This is a genomic window from Burkholderia cepacia (assembly GCF_001039005.1).
GTDB classification, from domain to species: domain Bacteria; phylum Pseudomonadota; class Gammaproteobacteria; order Burkholderiales; family Burkholderiaceae; genus Burkholderia; species Burkholderia theae.
This window is the reverse complement of sequence record NZ_LDWR01000001.1, coordinates 84,157-99,732: the sequence shown is the minus strand read 5'-3', so window position 1 is coordinate 99,732 and position 15,576 is coordinate 84,157. Positions and strand designations below refer to the sequence as shown.

At 66.7% G+C, this 15,576-nt stretch carries 15 protein-coding genes; 13 read left to right on the top strand and 2 right to left on the bottom strand.

Annotated features, from left to right (window positions below):
• The 3 genes from VL15_RS00475 to VL15_RS00465 all read left to right on the top strand — a co-directional run.
• A partial coding sequence (locus tag VL15_RS00475) for a glycerate kinase (RefSeq protein WP_196319530.1) occupies positions 1-394 on the top strand: 394 nt, incomplete at its 5' end.
• Between the two features lie 3 nt (positions 395-397).
• On the top strand, positions 398-1,864 hold the full coding sequence (pyk, locus tag VL15_RS00470) for a pyruvate kinase (protein WP_048242499.1): 1,467 nt from the start codon (positions 398-400) through the stop codon (positions 1,862-1,864).
• 58 nt (positions 1,865-1,922) lie between these two features.
• A complete protein-coding gene (locus VL15_RS00465; protein WP_048242498.1) occupies positions 1,923-3,077 on the top strand; it encodes a sugar diacid recognition domain-containing protein in 1,155 nt (384 codons plus the stop codon).
• 193 nt (positions 3,078-3,270) lie between these two features.
• Here VL15_RS00465 and VL15_RS00460 read toward each other — a convergent pair whose 3' ends face one another.
• On the bottom strand, positions 3,271-4,224 hold the full coding sequence (locus VL15_RS00460) for a LysR family transcriptional regulator (protein WP_048242507.1): 954 nt from the start codon (positions 4,222-4,224) through the stop codon (positions 3,271-3,273).
• A gap of 159 nt (positions 4,225-4,383) precedes the next feature.
• On the opposite strand from VL15_RS00460, the gene VL15_RS00455 reads away from it, so the two are divergent.
• The gene (locus tag VL15_RS00455) at positions 4,384-5,415 is read left to right on the top strand and encodes an alcohol dehydrogenase catalytic domain-containing protein (protein ID WP_080970666.1); all 1,032 of its coding nucleotides are present in this window, start codon (positions 4,384-4,386) and stop codon (positions 5,413-5,415) included.
• 539 nt (positions 5,416-5,954) lie between these two features.
• On the opposite strand, the gene VL15_RS00450 is transcribed toward VL15_RS00455, so the two are convergent.
• On the bottom strand, positions 5,955-6,590 hold the full coding sequence (locus VL15_RS00450) for a glutathione S-transferase family protein (protein WP_048242497.1): 636 nt from the start codon (positions 6,588-6,590) through the stop codon (positions 5,955-5,957).
• Positions 6,591-6,757: 167 nt separating this feature from the next.
• Here VL15_RS00450 and VL15_RS00445 point away from each other — a divergent pair, with 167 nt between their 5' ends.
• The 9 genes from VL15_RS00445 (at position 6,758) to VL15_RS00405 (ending at position 15,557) form a co-directional block, all read left to right on the top strand.
• Positions 6,758-7,066 (top strand): acyl carrier protein, encoded by a 309-nt coding sequence (locus tag VL15_RS00445; protein ID WP_053077558.1) that lies wholly within the window; start codon positions 6,758-6,760, stop codon positions 7,064-7,066.
• Between the two features lie 46 nt (positions 7,067-7,112).
• Positions 7,113-7,628 carry a gamma-glutamylcyclotransferase family protein gene (locus tag VL15_RS00440; RefSeq protein WP_048242496.1) on the top strand — a complete coding sequence of 172 codons (516 nt, stop codon included), beginning with the start codon at positions 7,113-7,115 and terminating at the stop codon, positions 7,626-7,628.
• Positions 7,629-7,667: 39 nt separating this feature from the next.
• Positions 7,668-7,913: a hypothetical protein gene (locus tag VL15_RS41655; protein WP_155420089.1), complete on the top strand. Its 246-nt coding sequence runs from the start codon at positions 7,668-7,670 to the stop codon at positions 7,911-7,913.
• 207 nt (positions 7,914-8,120) lie between these two features.
• Entirely contained in the window at positions 8,121-9,425 is a 1,305-nt protein-coding gene (locus tag VL15_RS00430) for an MFS transporter (protein WP_048242494.1), read from the top strand.
• Positions 9,426-9,468: 43 nt separating this feature from the next.
• Positions 9,469-9,993, top strand: a complete 525-nt coding sequence (locus VL15_RS00425) for a flavin reductase (protein WP_048242493.1) — start codon at positions 9,469-9,471, stop codon at positions 9,991-9,993.
• 26 nt (positions 9,994-10,019) lie between these two features.
• Positions 10,020-11,090 carry a DUF6421 family protein gene (locus VL15_RS00420; RefSeq protein WP_048242492.1) on the top strand — a complete coding sequence of 357 codons (1,071 nt, stop codon included), beginning with the start codon at positions 10,020-10,022 and terminating at the stop codon, positions 11,088-11,090.
• A gap of 56 nt (positions 11,091-11,146) precedes the next feature.
• Complete coding sequence (ilvD, locus tag VL15_RS00415; RefSeq protein ID WP_048242491.1) at positions 11,147-12,988, top strand: dihydroxy-acid dehydratase; 1,842 nt, start codon at positions 11,147-11,149, stop codon at positions 12,986-12,988.
• A 2-nt stretch (positions 12,989-12,990) separates the two neighbouring features.
• Complete coding sequence (metC, locus tag VL15_RS00410; RefSeq protein WP_048242490.1) at positions 12,991-14,181, top strand: cystathionine beta-lyase; 1,191 nt, start codon at positions 12,991-12,993, stop codon at positions 14,179-14,181.
• 59 nt (positions 14,182-14,240) lie between these two features.
• On the top strand, positions 14,241-15,557 hold the full coding sequence (locus VL15_RS00405; protein ID WP_048242489.1) for an LLM class flavin-dependent oxidoreductase: 1,317 nt from the start codon (positions 14,241-14,243) through the stop codon (positions 15,555-15,557).
• Positions 15,558-15,576: the final 19 nt, after the last annotated feature.

The following is a 15,576-nucleotide window of genomic DNA, read 5'->3' as shown; positions in this document are numbered from 1 at the left end:
TTCAGCGGTTGACCTGGCCTGCCTGAACGCGATGCTGCGTCCCGGCGTGCAGATCGTGACGGAAGCCGTGGGCTTGCATGAAGCGATTCGCGGCGCGCAACTCGTGGTGACGGGAGAGGGATGCCTCGACAGCCAGACCGTGCACGGCAAGGCGCCGATCGGCGTCGCGCGTATCGCGGCCGAGTATGGCGTGCCGGTCATCGCGATCGGCGGCGCCGTGTCCGGAAACGCGGGGGCGATCTACCAGCATGGCGTCGAGGCGATGTTTGCGTCGGTCAGACGCGCGTGCTCGCTTGGCGAGGCATTCCAGGAGGCCGCGCTCAACGTGCGTTTCGCCGCACGCAACATCGCCGCAGCCATTCGGCTCGGTCATCGCATCGCGCAACGGAGTTAATCAATGTCCATCGAGAACAGGGCAAACGGCAGCCAGCGCCGTTCGACGAAGATCATCGCAACGCTCGGGCCGTCGAGTTCGAGCGAAGCGGCCATCGAGGCGATGGCGCGTGCCGGGGCCGACGTGTTCCGCCTCAATTTCAGCCACGGCACGCATGACGATCATGCGGCACGGCATACGGCAATCCGTGCGGTGGAGGCCCGCCTGGGCCGGCCGATCGGCATTCTGATCGACCTCCAGGGGCCGAAGCTCAGGGTCGGAAAATTCGCCCAGGGGCGCGAGCGCGTGGTCAAGGGGCAGACCTTCGTCTTCGATGCCGACGAAGCGCCGGGCGATGCGCACCGTGTGCACTTGCCGCATCCGGAAATTTTTGCGGCGGTACAGCCGGGCCATCAACTGCTCGTCGACGACGGCAAGCTCCGCTTCAAGGTGCGGAACACCACGCCGGGACACATCGAAACGGAGGCGCTCGTCGACGGTGCGATCTCCGATCGCAAGGGCGTGAGCGTTCCGGACGCGCCGCTCGCGATACGGGCCATGTCGCGCAAGGATCGCGACGATCTCGCGTTCGGGCTGTCGCTCGGCATCGATTGGGTCGCGCTCTCGTTCGTGCAGACCGAAGACGACGTGCGCGACGCGCGCAGCCTGATCGGCTCGCAGGCGAACATCGTCGCCAAGATCGAGAAACCGCAGGCCGTCGCGAACATCGCGGGCATCATCGACGCGGCCGATGCGTTGATGGTGGCGCGCGGCGATCTGGGTGTGGAAATGTCGATCGAGGACGTTCCGGGCGTACAGAAGCGGCTCGTGCGCCTCGCTCGCGCGGCCGGCAAGCCGGTGATCGTCGCCACGCAAATGCTCGAATCGATGACGTCCTCCCCGACGCCGACCCGCGCCGAGGCCTCCGACGTCGCCGCGGCTGTTTACGAAGGCGCCGATGCCGTGATGCTGTCGGCCGAATCGGCGTCGGGCGAATATCCGATCGACGCGGTGACCTTCATGCGGAAGATCGTATCGACCGTCGAGGCCGATCCGCTGCGGCGCGAGCTCATGAAGGCGAACGCGACCGCGTATGCGCCAAATGCGACCGATGCGATTGGCGCGGCGATCGAGGCGGTGTCGGATACGCTGACACTGGACGCAGCGGTGACCTATACGACGTCGGGGGCCACGGCGCTGCGGCTGTCGCGCCTTCGGCCGCGGGCCGCGATCCTGAGCCTGACGCCACACGTCGAGGTCGCGCGAAGGCTCACGCTTGCCTGGGGCGTGCATTCGCGCGTCGGCGCCGAAGCAGTCGGGATTGAAAACGTCGTCGAGATCGCCATCGCGGCGGCGCGCGAGGAAGGATTGTCGACGGGAGAGCGGCCCGTCGTCGTCGCGGCCGGCGTGCCGTTCGGCCATCCTGGCTCGACCAACCTGATGCGCATCGTCTGGCCGACGGAAATCGTTCAGGGCGGCTCGTCGGCCTGAGCGGGTCCGTGCGCCGGCTTGCCGTCGGGGCCGTCAATTCCTGATAGACTCGCCAGCCGTGATGATCGATTCCCGCCTCGCGACAGCGATTGTGGAACGCACGCTCGACGTGATTCCATTCGATGTCAATGTCATGGACGCGCACGGCTCGATCCTCGCGAGCAGCGACGCGAAGCGCGTCGGTGAATTGCACGCGGGGGCGCAGCTCGCGCTGGCCGGCGCGCGAACGGTCGAAATCGATGCGGACATGGCGCAACGCCTGCCTGGCGTGCGTCCGGGCGTCAATCTGCCGCTCAGCGTGCGTGGACAGCTGTGCGGGGTGATCGGCGTAACCGGCGATCCGGCCGAGGTTCGGCGGTTTGGCGAGCTGCTGAGAATTACCGCGGAAATGCTCCTCGAGCGCGAACAATTGACGCACGAACTGCGCCAGAACGCGCGCCACCGCGAGGCGTTCGTGCTGCAGCTGATCGAGCGCCGGGGCGCGGCCGCCGAGCTGGATGCGTGGGCGCAGCGGCTCGGCATCGACTGCGGGCTCCCGCGGGTCGCGATCGTCTGCCGTCTTACCCATGTCGATGCAAATCCCGAGACCGGGGTGGCGCAGATCGAGCGGATGCAGTCGCAGCTCGCCGACGAGCGGCCACACCAGCTGACCGCGAAAACATCGTTCCGCGAACTCGTGATCTTCGATCCGATCGACTTACGTGCCGTCGAACTCGACGCGGTGGCGGATGCCGCACGCAAGACGCTGGACACGCTCGAGACGATCTTGAGCCAGAAGGCGACACAGCCGTTCAAGCTGGCGCTCGGCATCGCGATGGATGGTATCGCCGGCTTCGAGCGTTCTTACCAATGTGCGCTGACGACGCTCCGCGTCGGCGTCGAGCGCATGCCGCAGCGCACGACGTTCTCGTACTATGAATTCAGTCTGCCGGTACTGCTGTCGGGTATGTCGCAGAGCTGGCAGGCTCAGCAGCTGCAGTTGCCGCTCAAGCGGCTGCTTGCGTTGGGGCGGCGTTCCGGTCCATTGCTCGATACCTTGCGGGCATGGTACGCGTCGGACGGACATCTTGGCGCGACAGCCGCACTGCTCGGCATCCACCGCAATACGCTCGACTATCGGCTGCAACAAGTTGGCGATGCGACCCGCCTTGACCTGTCGGTCATGGACGATCGGCTCCTGCTGTACATCGCGCTGCAAATCAGTGAAAGGTGACGTTGGGCGCGCGCCGGACCGGCGCGCGTGCCCGATCGCCGCGTTGCCCACGACACCATCTTCCATCCCGTCCGACGTTGTTCCGCGGGATCAGCGAGATGCCGGCACGGCTGCCGATCGGTCAGCCGCTGCGAGCGGCCTCGGTCGTGCCGCAGCCGTACCTGAATGCGCGACAAGCGGGTTCCCTGTCGTTTCAACGCTCGGGAAGCCCGACCGCGCGGCTTTCCGGATCGGTGCCTGCCGACTGAACCCGCAACGTATCGATCAGCGCACGCAGCCCGCCCGACACATGCCGATGACCGGGGTAATACAGGCATAGCCCCGGCATGACCGGACACCAGTCGATCAACACGCGTTCGAGACGTCCGTCGCGCAGCGCATCGCGGACGAGATGATCCGGTACGAAGGCGACTCCGATGCCGTCGATCGCGGCATCGACCATCAGCGGCTGATCGGTCAGCGTGAGCGGGCCGCCGACATTCACCGTTTCGACGACGCCGCGACGCTCGAACTCCCAGCGATAGATCGCGCCGCTGTCGAAGCGAAAGCGGATGCAGTCGTGCCCGTGCAGATCCTGCGGCACCTCGGGGCGCCCGCGCGCCGCGAAATAGGCCGGCGAAGCAACCACGGCGAAGCGCACCGGGTCGGACACGCGCACCGCGATCATGTCTTGCGGCACGGCCTCGGCCAGCCGGATCCCCGCATCGAATCCACCGGCCACGATGTCGCCGAGCTTCCCGTCCGTCACGATGTCGAGGTGGACCTGCGGGTAGTCGCGCAGGAAACCCGCGAGCACCGGTTTCAGCACCATGCGGATCGCGCCTTCGCTGGCGTTGATGCGCACGGTGCCGCTGGGCGTGTCGCGCAGCCCGTCGACCGCGAGCATCGCCTCGGCAACTGACGAGATCGCGGGGCGGAGCTTTTCGACGAGTCGTTCGCCGGCATCCGTCAGCGACACGCTGCGTGTCGTGCGGTTGAACAGGCGCACGCCCAGACGCTGCTCGAGGCTCTTGATCGAATGACTGACTGCCGACGGCGTGACGTCGAGCTCGATCGACGCCGCGCGAAAACTGAGGTGCGTCGCCGCGGCGAGGAACACGTTGAGCGAGAACAGATCGCCACTTTTCAATTGATGAGCTGAATTCATCGCGACATAAAGATTGGCGAGATTGTCATGATAATGCGCCTTTTCTAGACTAGGGTCTTCGTCATCGCAAGCACCGGCCGCCGTGGCAACGACATCGCGGTAGTCGGTGCCGACGGACTGGGCGATGAACGCCACGTTCGGTTGAACAAGGAGCAAGCAATGAAGATGAAGGCGATCGTGATGACCGGCGCCAATCGGCCCTGGGAAGTCCGGGAAGTGCCGGTTCCGCAAGCCGGGCCGGGGCAGGTGCTGGTGAAGGTCCACGCGTCCGGCATGTGTTACACGGACGTCTGGGCGACGCAGGGTTACGGCGGCGACATTTACCCGCAGACACCCGGCCACGAGGTGGTCGGGGAAGTGGTCGAAGTGGGCGCCGGCGTGCATGCGCGAAGGGTGGGCGACCGGATCGGCACGACCTGGGTGCAGTCCGCGTGCGGTCGCTGCGCGTACTGTCGCGAGCATCGTCCGCTCTCCGGCCAGACGGCCGTGAACTGCGACGCGCCGCGGACTACCGGGTTCGCGTCGCAGGGCGGACATGCGGAGTACATCGCGGTGGCGGCCGAGGGGACGGTGCTGTTGCCCGACGGGCTGGCTTATGTCGACGCCGCGCCGATGATGTGCGCCGGTTATACAACGTGGAGCGGCCTGCGTGATGCGGCGCTGCAACCGCACGAGAAGGTCGCCGTACTCGGGATCGGCGGCTTGGGGCACGTGGCGCTGCAATTGTCCCGGGCGTGCGGTTTCGAGACCATCGCGATCACGCATTCCGCGGACAAGCGCGATCTGGCGACCCGGCTGGGCGCGGACCAGGTCGTGGCAAACGGTGCGGAACTGCGCGATCTGGGCGGCGCGGACGTGCTGCTGGTCACGACCAACGAGTTCAGTACTGCAGAGGAAGCGATGGCCGGCTTGCGCGTCGACGGCCGGGTGATCCTCTGCGGGCTCGATTTCACCAAGCCGTTCTCGATCGCGTCACAGAGCAAGCCGTTCCACATGATGCGCCAGCAGGTCATCGGATCGACGCACGGCGGTCTGCGCTATCTGAGCGAGGTGCTGGACCTCGCCGCCAAAGGCAAGGTCAAGCCGATCGTCGAAACATTTTCGCTGGACGAGGCCACCGAAGCATACGGCCGCCTCGCGTCGGGGAAGATGCGTTTTCGCGGCGTATTCACGCCCGCACAAGGCCATTGAAACCGGAGTGGCCGGCTGGGTGCGGGAGCGCATCCAGCCGGCACGCGGGCCCGGCCGATATGGCTGCGTCCGCAACCGTTTGCGGTCAGATGGTGCCTTGTCGCGACCGCGATTCTCCCTCTTCTCTCTTTCATCTTTCTCGAATCGCGTCGCATCCCCGGCCATTGTGTCGTCGGAGTCGGCAATCCGGATTCATCGCGGCAATCGTCGTCTGATATTTTTTACGACTTAGTGGAATATAAAAAATAGATTGGACGCCCCCAAACGGATGCTGCATTGTTCACGCATTCGTCGCGATCACGGAAAGTGTGCCGAACGGTGCAGTGACCCGACATAAGAGAACGCCATTCACGACTGCAGTCGCGGCTCCTGTTCCCGGAGGCGCGACGTTGACGGCCCGCCGGACGCGACATGCGTGTCCGCGCAAGACCGGGGCAACACAGAAAGAAAATCGGCGAAAAGGACCTGAGAAGATGAAGGAGACGCGACGGACGCGGGCGACATTCCGGATCGGGCACACGCCCGACCCGGCTTCGTCGCTACGCCCAGACCGAAATCTGTTCGACCGACAACGCGGTCGCGACGGCAGGGCGGCGGAGCATGCGCTCCGTGTGCGCGGCCCAGTGCGCGAACCCGCGCATGTCGAGCTTCAGCATGTTCCCCCATTTGAAGAAGATCAGCAGCATCGGATCGACGATCGAGTAGTGTTCGCCGAGCGCCCAGTCGCGCGCGGCGAGCCGCTCGTCGATCTGCGCGTACGCGGCGAGGATGCCGGCGCGTCCTTTCGCGCGGATGCCGTCGTGCGCGGCCGTGTCGTCGCTGAAGCGCGACGGATGGAAGTTGAGCGCGACCGTCCCGGGCAGCACTGACGCGAGCCAGTTCATCCATTCGACGGCGCGCGCGACACCCATCGCGGTGTCGGGCAGCAGTCGTGCCTCGGGAAAGCGCATGCCGAGGTAGAGCAGGATCGCGGACGACTCGGTCAGCACGTCGTCGCCGGTGTGCAGCACGGGCACCTTGCCTTTCGGGTTGAGCCGCCGGAATTCGGGGCTCTGCGTCGCACCGTCCTTGATCGAGACGAGTGCGAGTTCGAACGGCTCGCCGAGTTCGCGCAGGATGACGTGCGGTGCAAATGACAGGTGGCCGGGGCAGTAGAACAGCGTATGAGTTGTCATATTGATTAAGTCTCCTATTTATTTTGACGGAGAAGCCGACCGGGTTGTCGTGTCGACGCGTCGCATGGTGCACGACGCCCGGTCGAAAGTCAAAAGCGCAAGGCGATATGAAGGACCCTGCGGTTCGATGAAGCAGTCACCCGCGTGCACGACGCGCGCGGGCGGGGATGAACGAGTGTTACTGGAGCGTGATCGTGATGCGGATGATGAGTCTCGACGAATTGATCGACAGCGTGAAGACGTTTCTTGCCGGTATCGACCCGGGCGCATCGGCGCGCGTGACGGCGCAGACGAACCTGCTCGACGCCAGCGTGCTCGATTCGCTGTCGCTCGTGCATTTCGTGCTGTTCATCGAGCAGACGCTCAGGATCGAGATTCCGATCGGCGACTTCGTGCTCGACTCGATCGGATCGGTCGCGGCGATCTACGACCACTACGTACTCGGTGCGCCGCGCGCGGCGGGCGCGTCGTGCTGATGGGTGCCCGCGCCAACCCGAACGACTGGATCCGGAACGCGACACGATGACGACAGGCGACCTGCTGCGCGGCGAGCACTTCACGTATTTCGCCTATGGCTCGTGCATGAATCTCGCGAGCCTGTCGGCCTCGCTCGGGTGCGAGGCGGCCGCGTATTTCACGGGCGCGGCGCGGCTCGACGGCCATCGCCTCGCGTTCAACTACGCATCGCTCAACGAGCCGGTCTGCTGCGCGAACATCGAGCCGGCCGCCGGCGCGATCGTCGAGGGCGCGCTGTACCGGTTGCCGATGCGCATGCTCGACGCGCTGGAGCGTCGCGAAGGTGTGCATCTCGGCCGCTACGTGCGCTGCGCGGTCGACGTGTCGGCGCAGGACGGGCGACGGGTACGCGCACTGACGTATCGCGGCGCCGTCACGCTCGATTGCGACGCGGCGCCGAGCGCGCGCTATCGCGAACTGCTGGTGCGCGGGCTGGCAGATGCGGGCGTGTCGACGTCGTATCGGGACCGCACGGTTGCGTACATCAGCGGGCTGCGCGATCGCCCGCCCGAAATGCAGTGACGACGCGCCACGCGCGGCCGGACGAGAACAGGGTATCGAATGCTCCACAAGAGCGTTCGGTCCAGCGGTGCGTTCGCGACTTTGAACGTCGACGAACGTTGTAAAGAAGCCCAAAGCGGGCATGTGAGCAAAAGGCTGAACATGAAGAACGCTTTCGACTACCCGCGCGCGATGCGCGCTTTCCGCCATGCCGGCGATGCGGTTCCCGGGCACAACGACGTACAACGAGCCCCGGTACGCACGGCAACGCCGCGATCGGCCCGCGCAAAGCCGATGCGCGCCTGATCCGCGGACCACGAACCGGATTCGACGAACTGCCGGGCGGACGTCGCACGCACGCGTGCGGTCCGCGGCATCCCGCGAACACGAACGAGCCGACCGGAGGCGGGCGGCCCCTGGCCGTGCGCGCCGGATGACGGGTGTCATTGCGGAAGGAAGCCATCCTGAAGCAGTGCGAAACAAAAAATAACCGCTCGAAAGAAGGGAAAAATCATGGAGACGCTTGTATCGATCGCCTCGCCCGCATTGCGGGTGTCGGAGGAAGCCGCCTATCGCAAGGTCGCGTGGCGGCTGATGCCGCTGCTGCTGTTCTGTTACCTGGTGTCCTATCTCGACCGCGTCAACGTCGGCTTCGCGAAGCTGCAGATGGCCGGCGACCTCGGGCTGTCCGACGCGGCCTACGGGCTGGGCGCGGGCATCTTCTTCTTCGGTTACTTCATCTTCGAGGTGCCGAGCAACCTGATTCTCCATCGCATCGGCGCGCGGGTCTGGATCGCGCGGATCATGGTGACGTGGGGCGCGGTCTCCGCGCTGACGATGTTCGTCACGACGCCGACGGCGTTCTACGCGATGCGCTTCCTGCTCGGTGCCGCGGAGGCCGGGTTCTTCCCGGGCGTGATCCTGTACCTGACCTACTGGTATCCGGCCCATCGGCGCGGACGAATGACGACGGTGTTCATGACGGCCGTCGCGCTGTCGGGTGTCGTCGGCGGGCCGATCTCCGGCTACATCCTGAAGGCGTTCGACGGACTCAACGGCTGGCACGGCTGGCAGTGGCTGTATCTGCTTGAAGGACTGCCGTCGATCGCCGCGGGTGTGCTCGTGTACACGCTGCTCGACGACCGGATCGCGCACGCGAAGTGGCTGAGCGACGACGAACGCGCGCTGCTCGAGCGCAACGTGAACGCGGAGGAGGCCGTCAAGTCGCACCTGTCGCTGGGTGCGGTGCTGGCCAATCCGCGCGTGTGGCTGATGTGCGCGATCTATTTCTCGTTCGTGATCGGCCTGTATGGCGTCGGGTTCTGGCTGCCGACGCTGATCCGTGCGACGGGCGTGGCCGACCCGCTGACGATCGGGCTGCTGTCGACGGTCCCGTACGCGCTGGCGGTGCTCGCGATGATCGCGATCGCGCGCAGCTCGGACCGGACCCGCGAGCGCCGCTGGCACCTCGCGGTGCCGGCCGCGATGGGCACGGTCGGGCTCGTGCTCGCGGTCGGCTGGGCACATCAGACCGGGCTCGCGATCGCGGCGCTGACGCTCGCGACGATGGGCATCCTCACCGCGATTCCGCTGTTCTGGAGCCTGCCGACGGCCTTCCTCGGCGGAACCGCGGCGGCCGCCGGGATCGCGATGATCAATTCGATCGGCAATCTCGCGGGGTTCCTCGGTCCTTACCTGATGGGGCTGTTCAAGCAGGTCACCGCGTCGAACGATGCGGGCCTCTACATGATGGCCGGCTGCATGGCACTGGGCGGGCTGCTCGCGCTGTCGTTGCCGAAGGCGCTGGTGAACCGGTAGCGCGATGCCCGGCATTCCCCTCAATGCATCCCGGAGACAGGACATGATCCACAACGAACCCGCGCTGTTCCCCGACCAGTCGATTGGCGCATCGCCGCAACAGTTTCGCGACGCGATGTGCCGCGTGGCGTCGGCCGTTCACGTGCTCACGAGCGACGGGCCGGCAGGGCGCTGCGGCATGACGGCGACCGCCGTGCTGTCGGTGTCCGACGCGCCGCCGACGGTGCTCGTGTCGGTCAATCGCGACAGCGTGTCGGCGCGGCGGCTGATCGCGAACGAAGTGTTCTGCGTGAACACGCTGGGCGCGGCCGACCGGTTTCTTGCCGACGTATTTGCGGGCCGCACGGCACACGATCGCACCGCACGCTTCACGGTGGGCGAGTGGGGCGAGCTCGCGACGCGCGCGCCGGTGCTGGCGAGCGCGCGCATCGCGCTCGACTGCCGGCTCGTCGCGTCGATGAGCGCGGCGACGCATGAGCTGCTCGTCGGCGAAGTGGTGGCGCTGCACTGCGCGGCGCCCGACGACGACGCGCTCGTTTATCTGCAGCGTGAATTTCGCGCCGTGTAACGACGCGCGCCGACAGGACGACCCACATGAAACGCGAAATCGTACAAGCCACCAACCGCTGCCGCAGCGAGATCCTCGCCGGCGGCTTTCGAACCGATGTCGCACGGATCGCGCAATGCGCGCGTGCGCATCTCGGCGACTATGCCGACAACCCGCACGTGCGCGCGTTGCTCGTGACGCTGGAAAACCGCTGCCTCGCATCGGGGCGCCTGCTGGACCTCACATACTCGGTGGACCAGAGCTTCATCCTCGGGTTCTTCGACGTGCCGTACAACGCCGATGCGTTCCTCGAAGCGGCCACGATCGCGCCCGTGCCGATTCCGCCGAGCGTGCTCGCGATCGCGCCGGACGGCAATGCGCTGCCGGTGCAGATCCGCATGTGCACGGACGGCTTCCGCAACCCGCTCGCGGTCGCGGTGTTCGGCGAGAACTTCATCGACGCCGACCTGCGCGCGTATCACAAGGCGTACTACTTCATCGACAAGTTCGTCGAGCGGTTCAAGCGCTACACGCGACCGGCGATCGAGGCGAGCTGGTCGCCCACCGCGTTTCCGGACCTGCTCGCGGCCGACGACGAACTGCTGACGCAGGCCAGCGCGATCTGGGTCCATCTGCACGAATACCACCACCGCACCGGCTTCCTGCCGATCCCCGAACATCTGGATGCGAAGAGTACGCGCAACGGTGCCGGTGCGGAGGAACTGCGCGTCGACATCCTGTCGATCCTTGCACTGTTCCGGCTGCGCTCGGACGACCGCGTGCTGCGCGCGTCGATCCAGTACATCCTGGCCGAGCGCCTGATCCGCTATCCGCTGCAGGCGCCGCCGCTCGACAACTACGACGCGCGATCGTCGGTCGCGCTGTTCCATTACCTGTCTCGTCACGGCGTGATCGCGCAGCGTGGCGAAACGCTCTATTTCGAAGGGGGCTACGAACGCCTGACCCAGGCGCTCAGGTCCATCGTGATCAAGCTGACCGCGCTCGAATACAAGCTCAGCGTGTCGTCCGATCTCGACCGGAGAAAAATCCTGTCGTTCGTGCTGCCGACGCTGGCAAAGAACGACAACAACTGGGGTGCGGCCGGCCGGCCGCACTGACGGCGGGCCGCTTGGCGGCCACCGACCTTTTCGAACAGATTCCATCGAGGATCAGGATGCCTACCTATCGTTCACGCACTTCCACCCACGGCCGCAACATGGCGGGCGCGCGCAGCCTGTGGCGCGCCACCGGGATGACCGATGCCGATTTCGACAAACCGATCATCGCGGTCGTCAACTCGTTCACCCAGTTCGTGCCCGGGCACGTGCACCTGAAGGATCTCGGCCAGCTGGTCGCGCGCGAGATCGAAGCGGCCGGCGCGGTCGCGAAGGAATTCAACACGATCGCGATCGACGACGGCATCGCGATGGGCCACGACGGCATGTTGTACAGCCTGCCGTCGCGCGAGCTGATCGCCGACAGCGTTGAATACATGGTGAACGCGCACTGCGCGGACGCGATGGTGTGCATCTCGAACTGCGACAAGATCACGCCGGGGATGCTGATGGCCGCGATGCGCCTGAACATTCCGGTGATCTTCGTGTCGGGCGGCCCGATGGAGTCCGGCAAGCTGACGTTTCGCGGCAAGCGGCGGTCGTTCGACCTGATCGACGCGATGGTGGTGGCCGCCGATGCGCAGGTGTCGGACGACGAGGTGCGCGCGGTCGAGAACGTCGCGTGCCCGACCTGCGGCTCGTGCTCGGGCATGTTCACCGCGAACTCGATGAACTGCCTGGCCGAAGCGCTCGGGCTCGCATTGCCGGGCAACGGTTCGGTGCTCGCGACGCATGCCGACCGCAAGCGGCTGTTCGTCGAGGCAGGGCGGGTGATCGTCGATCTTGCGCGCCGCTATTACGAGCAGGACGACGCGAGCGTGCTGCCGCGCTCGATCGCGACGCGCGACGCGTTCGAGAACGCGATGACGCTCGACATCGCGATGGGCGGCTCGACGAACACGGTGCTGCACCTGCTGGCCGCCGCGCATGAAGGCGAAGTGTCGTTCACCATGGCCGACATCGACCGGCTGTCGCGCCGCGTGCCGGTGCTGTGCAAGGTGGCGCCCTCCGTGCAGGACGTGCACATGGAAGACGTGCATCGCGCCGGCGGCGTGATCGGGATCATGGGCGAACTCGATCGTGCGGGGCTGCTGAATACGACGCTGCCGACGGTGCATGCGCCGAGTGTCGCGCATGCGCTCGCACGCTGGGACGTGATGCGCAACCGCGTCGATTCGGTCACGCGCTTCTATCGCGCGGCGCCGGGCGGCGTGCGTTCGCACGTCGCGTTCAGCCAGGACAACCGCTACGACGAACTCGATCTCGACCGCAAGACCGGCTGCATTCGCGATGCCGAGCACGCGTTCTCGCGCGATGGCGGGCTCGCGGTGCTGTTCGGCAACATCGCGCGCGACGGCTGCATTGTGAAGACCGCCGGCGTCGATGGCGGGATGCTGCGGTTTTCCGGCACCGCGCGCGTGTTCGAGGGTCAGGAAGAGGCGGTCGAGGGCATTCTCGGCGGCGCGGTCGGGCCGGGCGACGTCGTGATCGTCCGCTACGAGGGGCCGCGCGGCGGGCCGGGGATGCAGGAGATGCTCTATCCGACCAGCTACCTGAAATCGAAGGGGCTCGCGAAGCAGTGCGCGCTGATCACCGACGGCCGTTTCTCGGGCGGCTCGTCGGGGCTGTCGATCGGGCACGTGTCGCCGGAGGCGGCCGAAGGCGGCGAAATCGGCCTGATCGAAAACGGCGACGTGATCGAGATCGATATCCCGAACCGCTCGATCCGTGTCGTGGTCGACGACGAAGAGCTGCAACGCCGTCGCGCCGCAATGGAAGAGCGTGGTGCGCGCGCGTGGCAACCCGAGAAACGGCAGCGCCGCGTGTCGGGTGCACTGCGTGCGTACGCGGCGATGACCACCAGCGCCGCACGCGGTGCCGTGCGCGTCGTGAAGGGCTGATCGTGCGGCCCGCCCCGAACCGTCCGGCCGCCGGCGCGCAGGCCGACACCATGCTCGTCACGAGCGGCCGCACGCCGGCCGCGCATCACGGCTTCGTCAATCCGCCCGTGTATCGCGGCTCGACGGTGCTGGCGCCGAGCGTCGCCGATCTGCTCGGCTATACACAGCCGTACGTCTACGGCCGGCGCGGCACGCCGACGACGGCTGCGCTGCAGGACGCGATGCGTGCGCTCGATCACGGCGCCGGCGTCGTGCTGTGCCCGTCGGGGCTCGCGGCCATCACGACCGCGTTGTCGTCGTGCCTGGCGGCGGGCGATCACCTGCTGATGACGGACGCGGTCTACCGGCCCGCCCGGCAGTTGTGCGACGGCGTATTGCGGCGCGCGGGCATCGAGACGACGTACTTCGATCCGTGCGCGTCGGTCGACGCGCTCGCCGCGCTGATCCGGCCGAACACGCGCGCGCTGTATCTGGAGGCACCCGCGTCGCAGAGCATGGAGATGTGCGACGTGCCGGCGCTCGCCGCGCTCGCGCACGACCGGGGGCTCGTCGTGCTGATCGACAACACGTGGGCGACGCCGCTGTTTTTCGACGCGTTCGCGCACGGCGCCGATCTCGTGATCCAGGCCGGCACCAAGTATCTCGCCGGTCATGCCGACGTGATGATCGGCATGGTGTCGGCGTCGGCGCACATGCTGCCGGCGCTCGAGCAGTACCAGCGCGACACGGGGCAGTGCATCGGTTCGGACGATGCGTTTCTCGCGCTGCGCGGACTGCGCACGCTCGGCGTGCGGATTCGCCAGCACCAGGCGAACGCGCTGCACGTCGCGCGCTGGCTCGCCGCGCGCCCGGAGGTGCGGCGTGTCTGTTATCCGGCGCTCGAGGACGATCCCGGGCATGCGCTGTGGGCGCGCGACTTCGGCGGCGCGACGGGGCTGTTCTCCGTGGTGCTGCGGCCGGCGCCCGCGCAGGCCGTCGCGGCGCTGCTCGAGGGGCTCGCGTATTTCGGGCTCGGTTATTCGTGGGGCGGCTACGAAAGCCTGGCGATGCCGTTCGACTGCACTGCCTACCGTACCGCATCGCACTGGGATCCGGGCGGCCCGTGCGTGCGCTTTCACATCGGCCTCGAGAACGCCGACGACCTGATCGGCGATCTCGAGGCCGGCTTCGCCCGCTTCAACGATGCGCGCTGACGGGACCGACACACGCGGCCAGCACGCATTGCGCCTATTCCAATGACGAGGAACCCCGTATGACGAAGCAACTCTGCCTGGGTGGATTCATGCGACCGATCTGCCTGCACACGGCGTGGTGGCGGCATCCGAGCGCGCCGACGCTGGCGAACTTCAACTGGCCGGTCATCCGGTCGCTCGCGCAGAAGCTCGAGCACGCCTGTTTCGACGCGGTCTTCACCGCCGATCACCTCGCGGTGATGCCGATGCCGCCGAACGCGCTCAAGCGCAGCGGCACGATTACGTCGTACGACCCGCTCGTGATGCTGTCGGCGATCGCCGCGTGCACCGACCGCATCGGCCTGATCGCGACCGGCACGACGAGCTACGAGGATCCGTACCTGCTCGCGCGCCGCTTCGCGTCGCTCGACCATCTGAGCGGCGGACGCGCGGGCTGGAACATCGTCACGACCGTCAACCCGGAGGCCGCGCTCAATTTCGGTCTGGAGACCGCGTTGCGGCACGCGGAGCGCTACGAGCGCGCGGAGGAGTTCTTCGATGTCGTGACGGGCTTGTGGGACGGCTGGTCCGATCACGCGCTCGTGATGGACAAGGAAACCGGCGTGTTCTCCGACCTCGACAAGATCCGGCCGCTGAATCACAAGGGCAAGTTCTTCTCGGTGAAGGGGCCGCTCAACATCGCGCGCCCGGTTCAGGGCTGGCCGGTGATCGCGCTCGCCGGCGCGTCCGAGGAGGCGCGCGACATGGCCGCACGATCGGCCGACCTCGTGTTCGGCAACGCACGCAGCATCGAGACGGGCCGCGCGTTCTATCGCGACGTGAAGTCGCGTGCGGTCGCGGCCGGACGCAATCCCGACCACGTGAAGATCCTGCCCGCCAATCAGGTGTACGTCGGGCGCACGCGCGCCGAAGCGCTGGCGAAGAAGCGCTACATGGACGATCTCGTGCACATCGACAGCAACATTCCCAACCTGTCGATCCGGCTCGGCGTCGATTGCTCGAAGTTCGATCCCGACAAGCCGCTGCCGGAGCTGCCGCATACCGAGCAGGGGCAGGGCAACCAGCGCGAATGGGCGGCGCTCGCGCGTCGCGAGGGGCTGACGGTGCGCGAGCTCGCGAAGCGCGCGGCCGAATCCGGCACCGGCGAAATGGTCGGCACCGCGTCCGAGATTGCCGACCAGATGGAAGAGTGGCTGATGACGGAGGCATGCGACGGTTTCATCGTCGTGTTCTACACGGTGCCCGACGGCTACGACGACTTCGTGACGATGGTGGTGCCGGAGCTGCAGCGACGCGGGCTGTTTCGCACGCGCTACGAAGGCGCGACGCTGCGGGAAAACATCGGCCTGCCGCGGCCGAAGAGCCCGCTCGACTGACCGGCGCCTCGTCCGATTC

Coding starts and splice junctions, on each gene's coding strand:
- pyk (WP_048242499.1), top strand. CDS start 398: ATGTCCATCGAGAACAGGGCAAACGGCAGCCAGCGCCGTTCGACGAAG.
- VL15_RS00460 (WP_048242507.1), bottom strand. CDS start 4,224: ATGAATTCAGCTCATCAATTGAAAAGTGGCGATCTGTTCTCGCTCAAC.
- VL15_RS00455 (WP_080970666.1), top strand. CDS start 4,384: ATGAAGATGAAGGCGATCGTGATGACCGGCGCCAATCGGCCCTGGGAA.
- VL15_RS00450 (WP_048242497.1), bottom strand. CDS start 6,590: ATGACAACTCATACGCTGTTCTACTGCCCCGGCCACCTGTCATTTGCA.
- VL15_RS00445 (WP_053077558.1), top strand. CDS start 6,758: ATGAACGAGTGTTACTGGAGCGTGATCGTGATGCGGATGATGAGTCTC.
- VL15_RS00440 (WP_048242496.1), top strand. CDS start 7,113: ATGACGACAGGCGACCTGCTGCGCGGCGAGCACTTCACGTATTTCGCC.
- VL15_RS41655 (WP_155420089.1), top strand. CDS start 7,668: ATGCTCCACAAGAGCGTTCGGTCCAGCGGTGCGTTCGCGACTTTGAAC.
- VL15_RS00430 (WP_048242494.1), top strand. CDS start 8,121: ATGGAGACGCTTGTATCGATCGCCTCGCCCGCATTGCGGGTGTCGGAG.
- VL15_RS00425 (WP_048242493.1), top strand. CDS start 9,469: ATGATCCACAACGAACCCGCGCTGTTCCCCGACCAGTCGATTGGCGCA.
- VL15_RS00420 (WP_048242492.1), top strand. CDS start 10,020: ATGAAACGCGAAATCGTACAAGCCACCAACCGCTGCCGCAGCGAGATC.
- ilvD (WP_048242491.1), top strand. CDS start 11,147: ATGCCTACCTATCGTTCACGCACTTCCACCCACGGCCGCAACATGGCG.
- VL15_RS00405 (WP_048242489.1), top strand. CDS start 14,241: ATGACGAAGCAACTCTGCCTGGGTGGATTCATGCGACCGATCTGCCTG.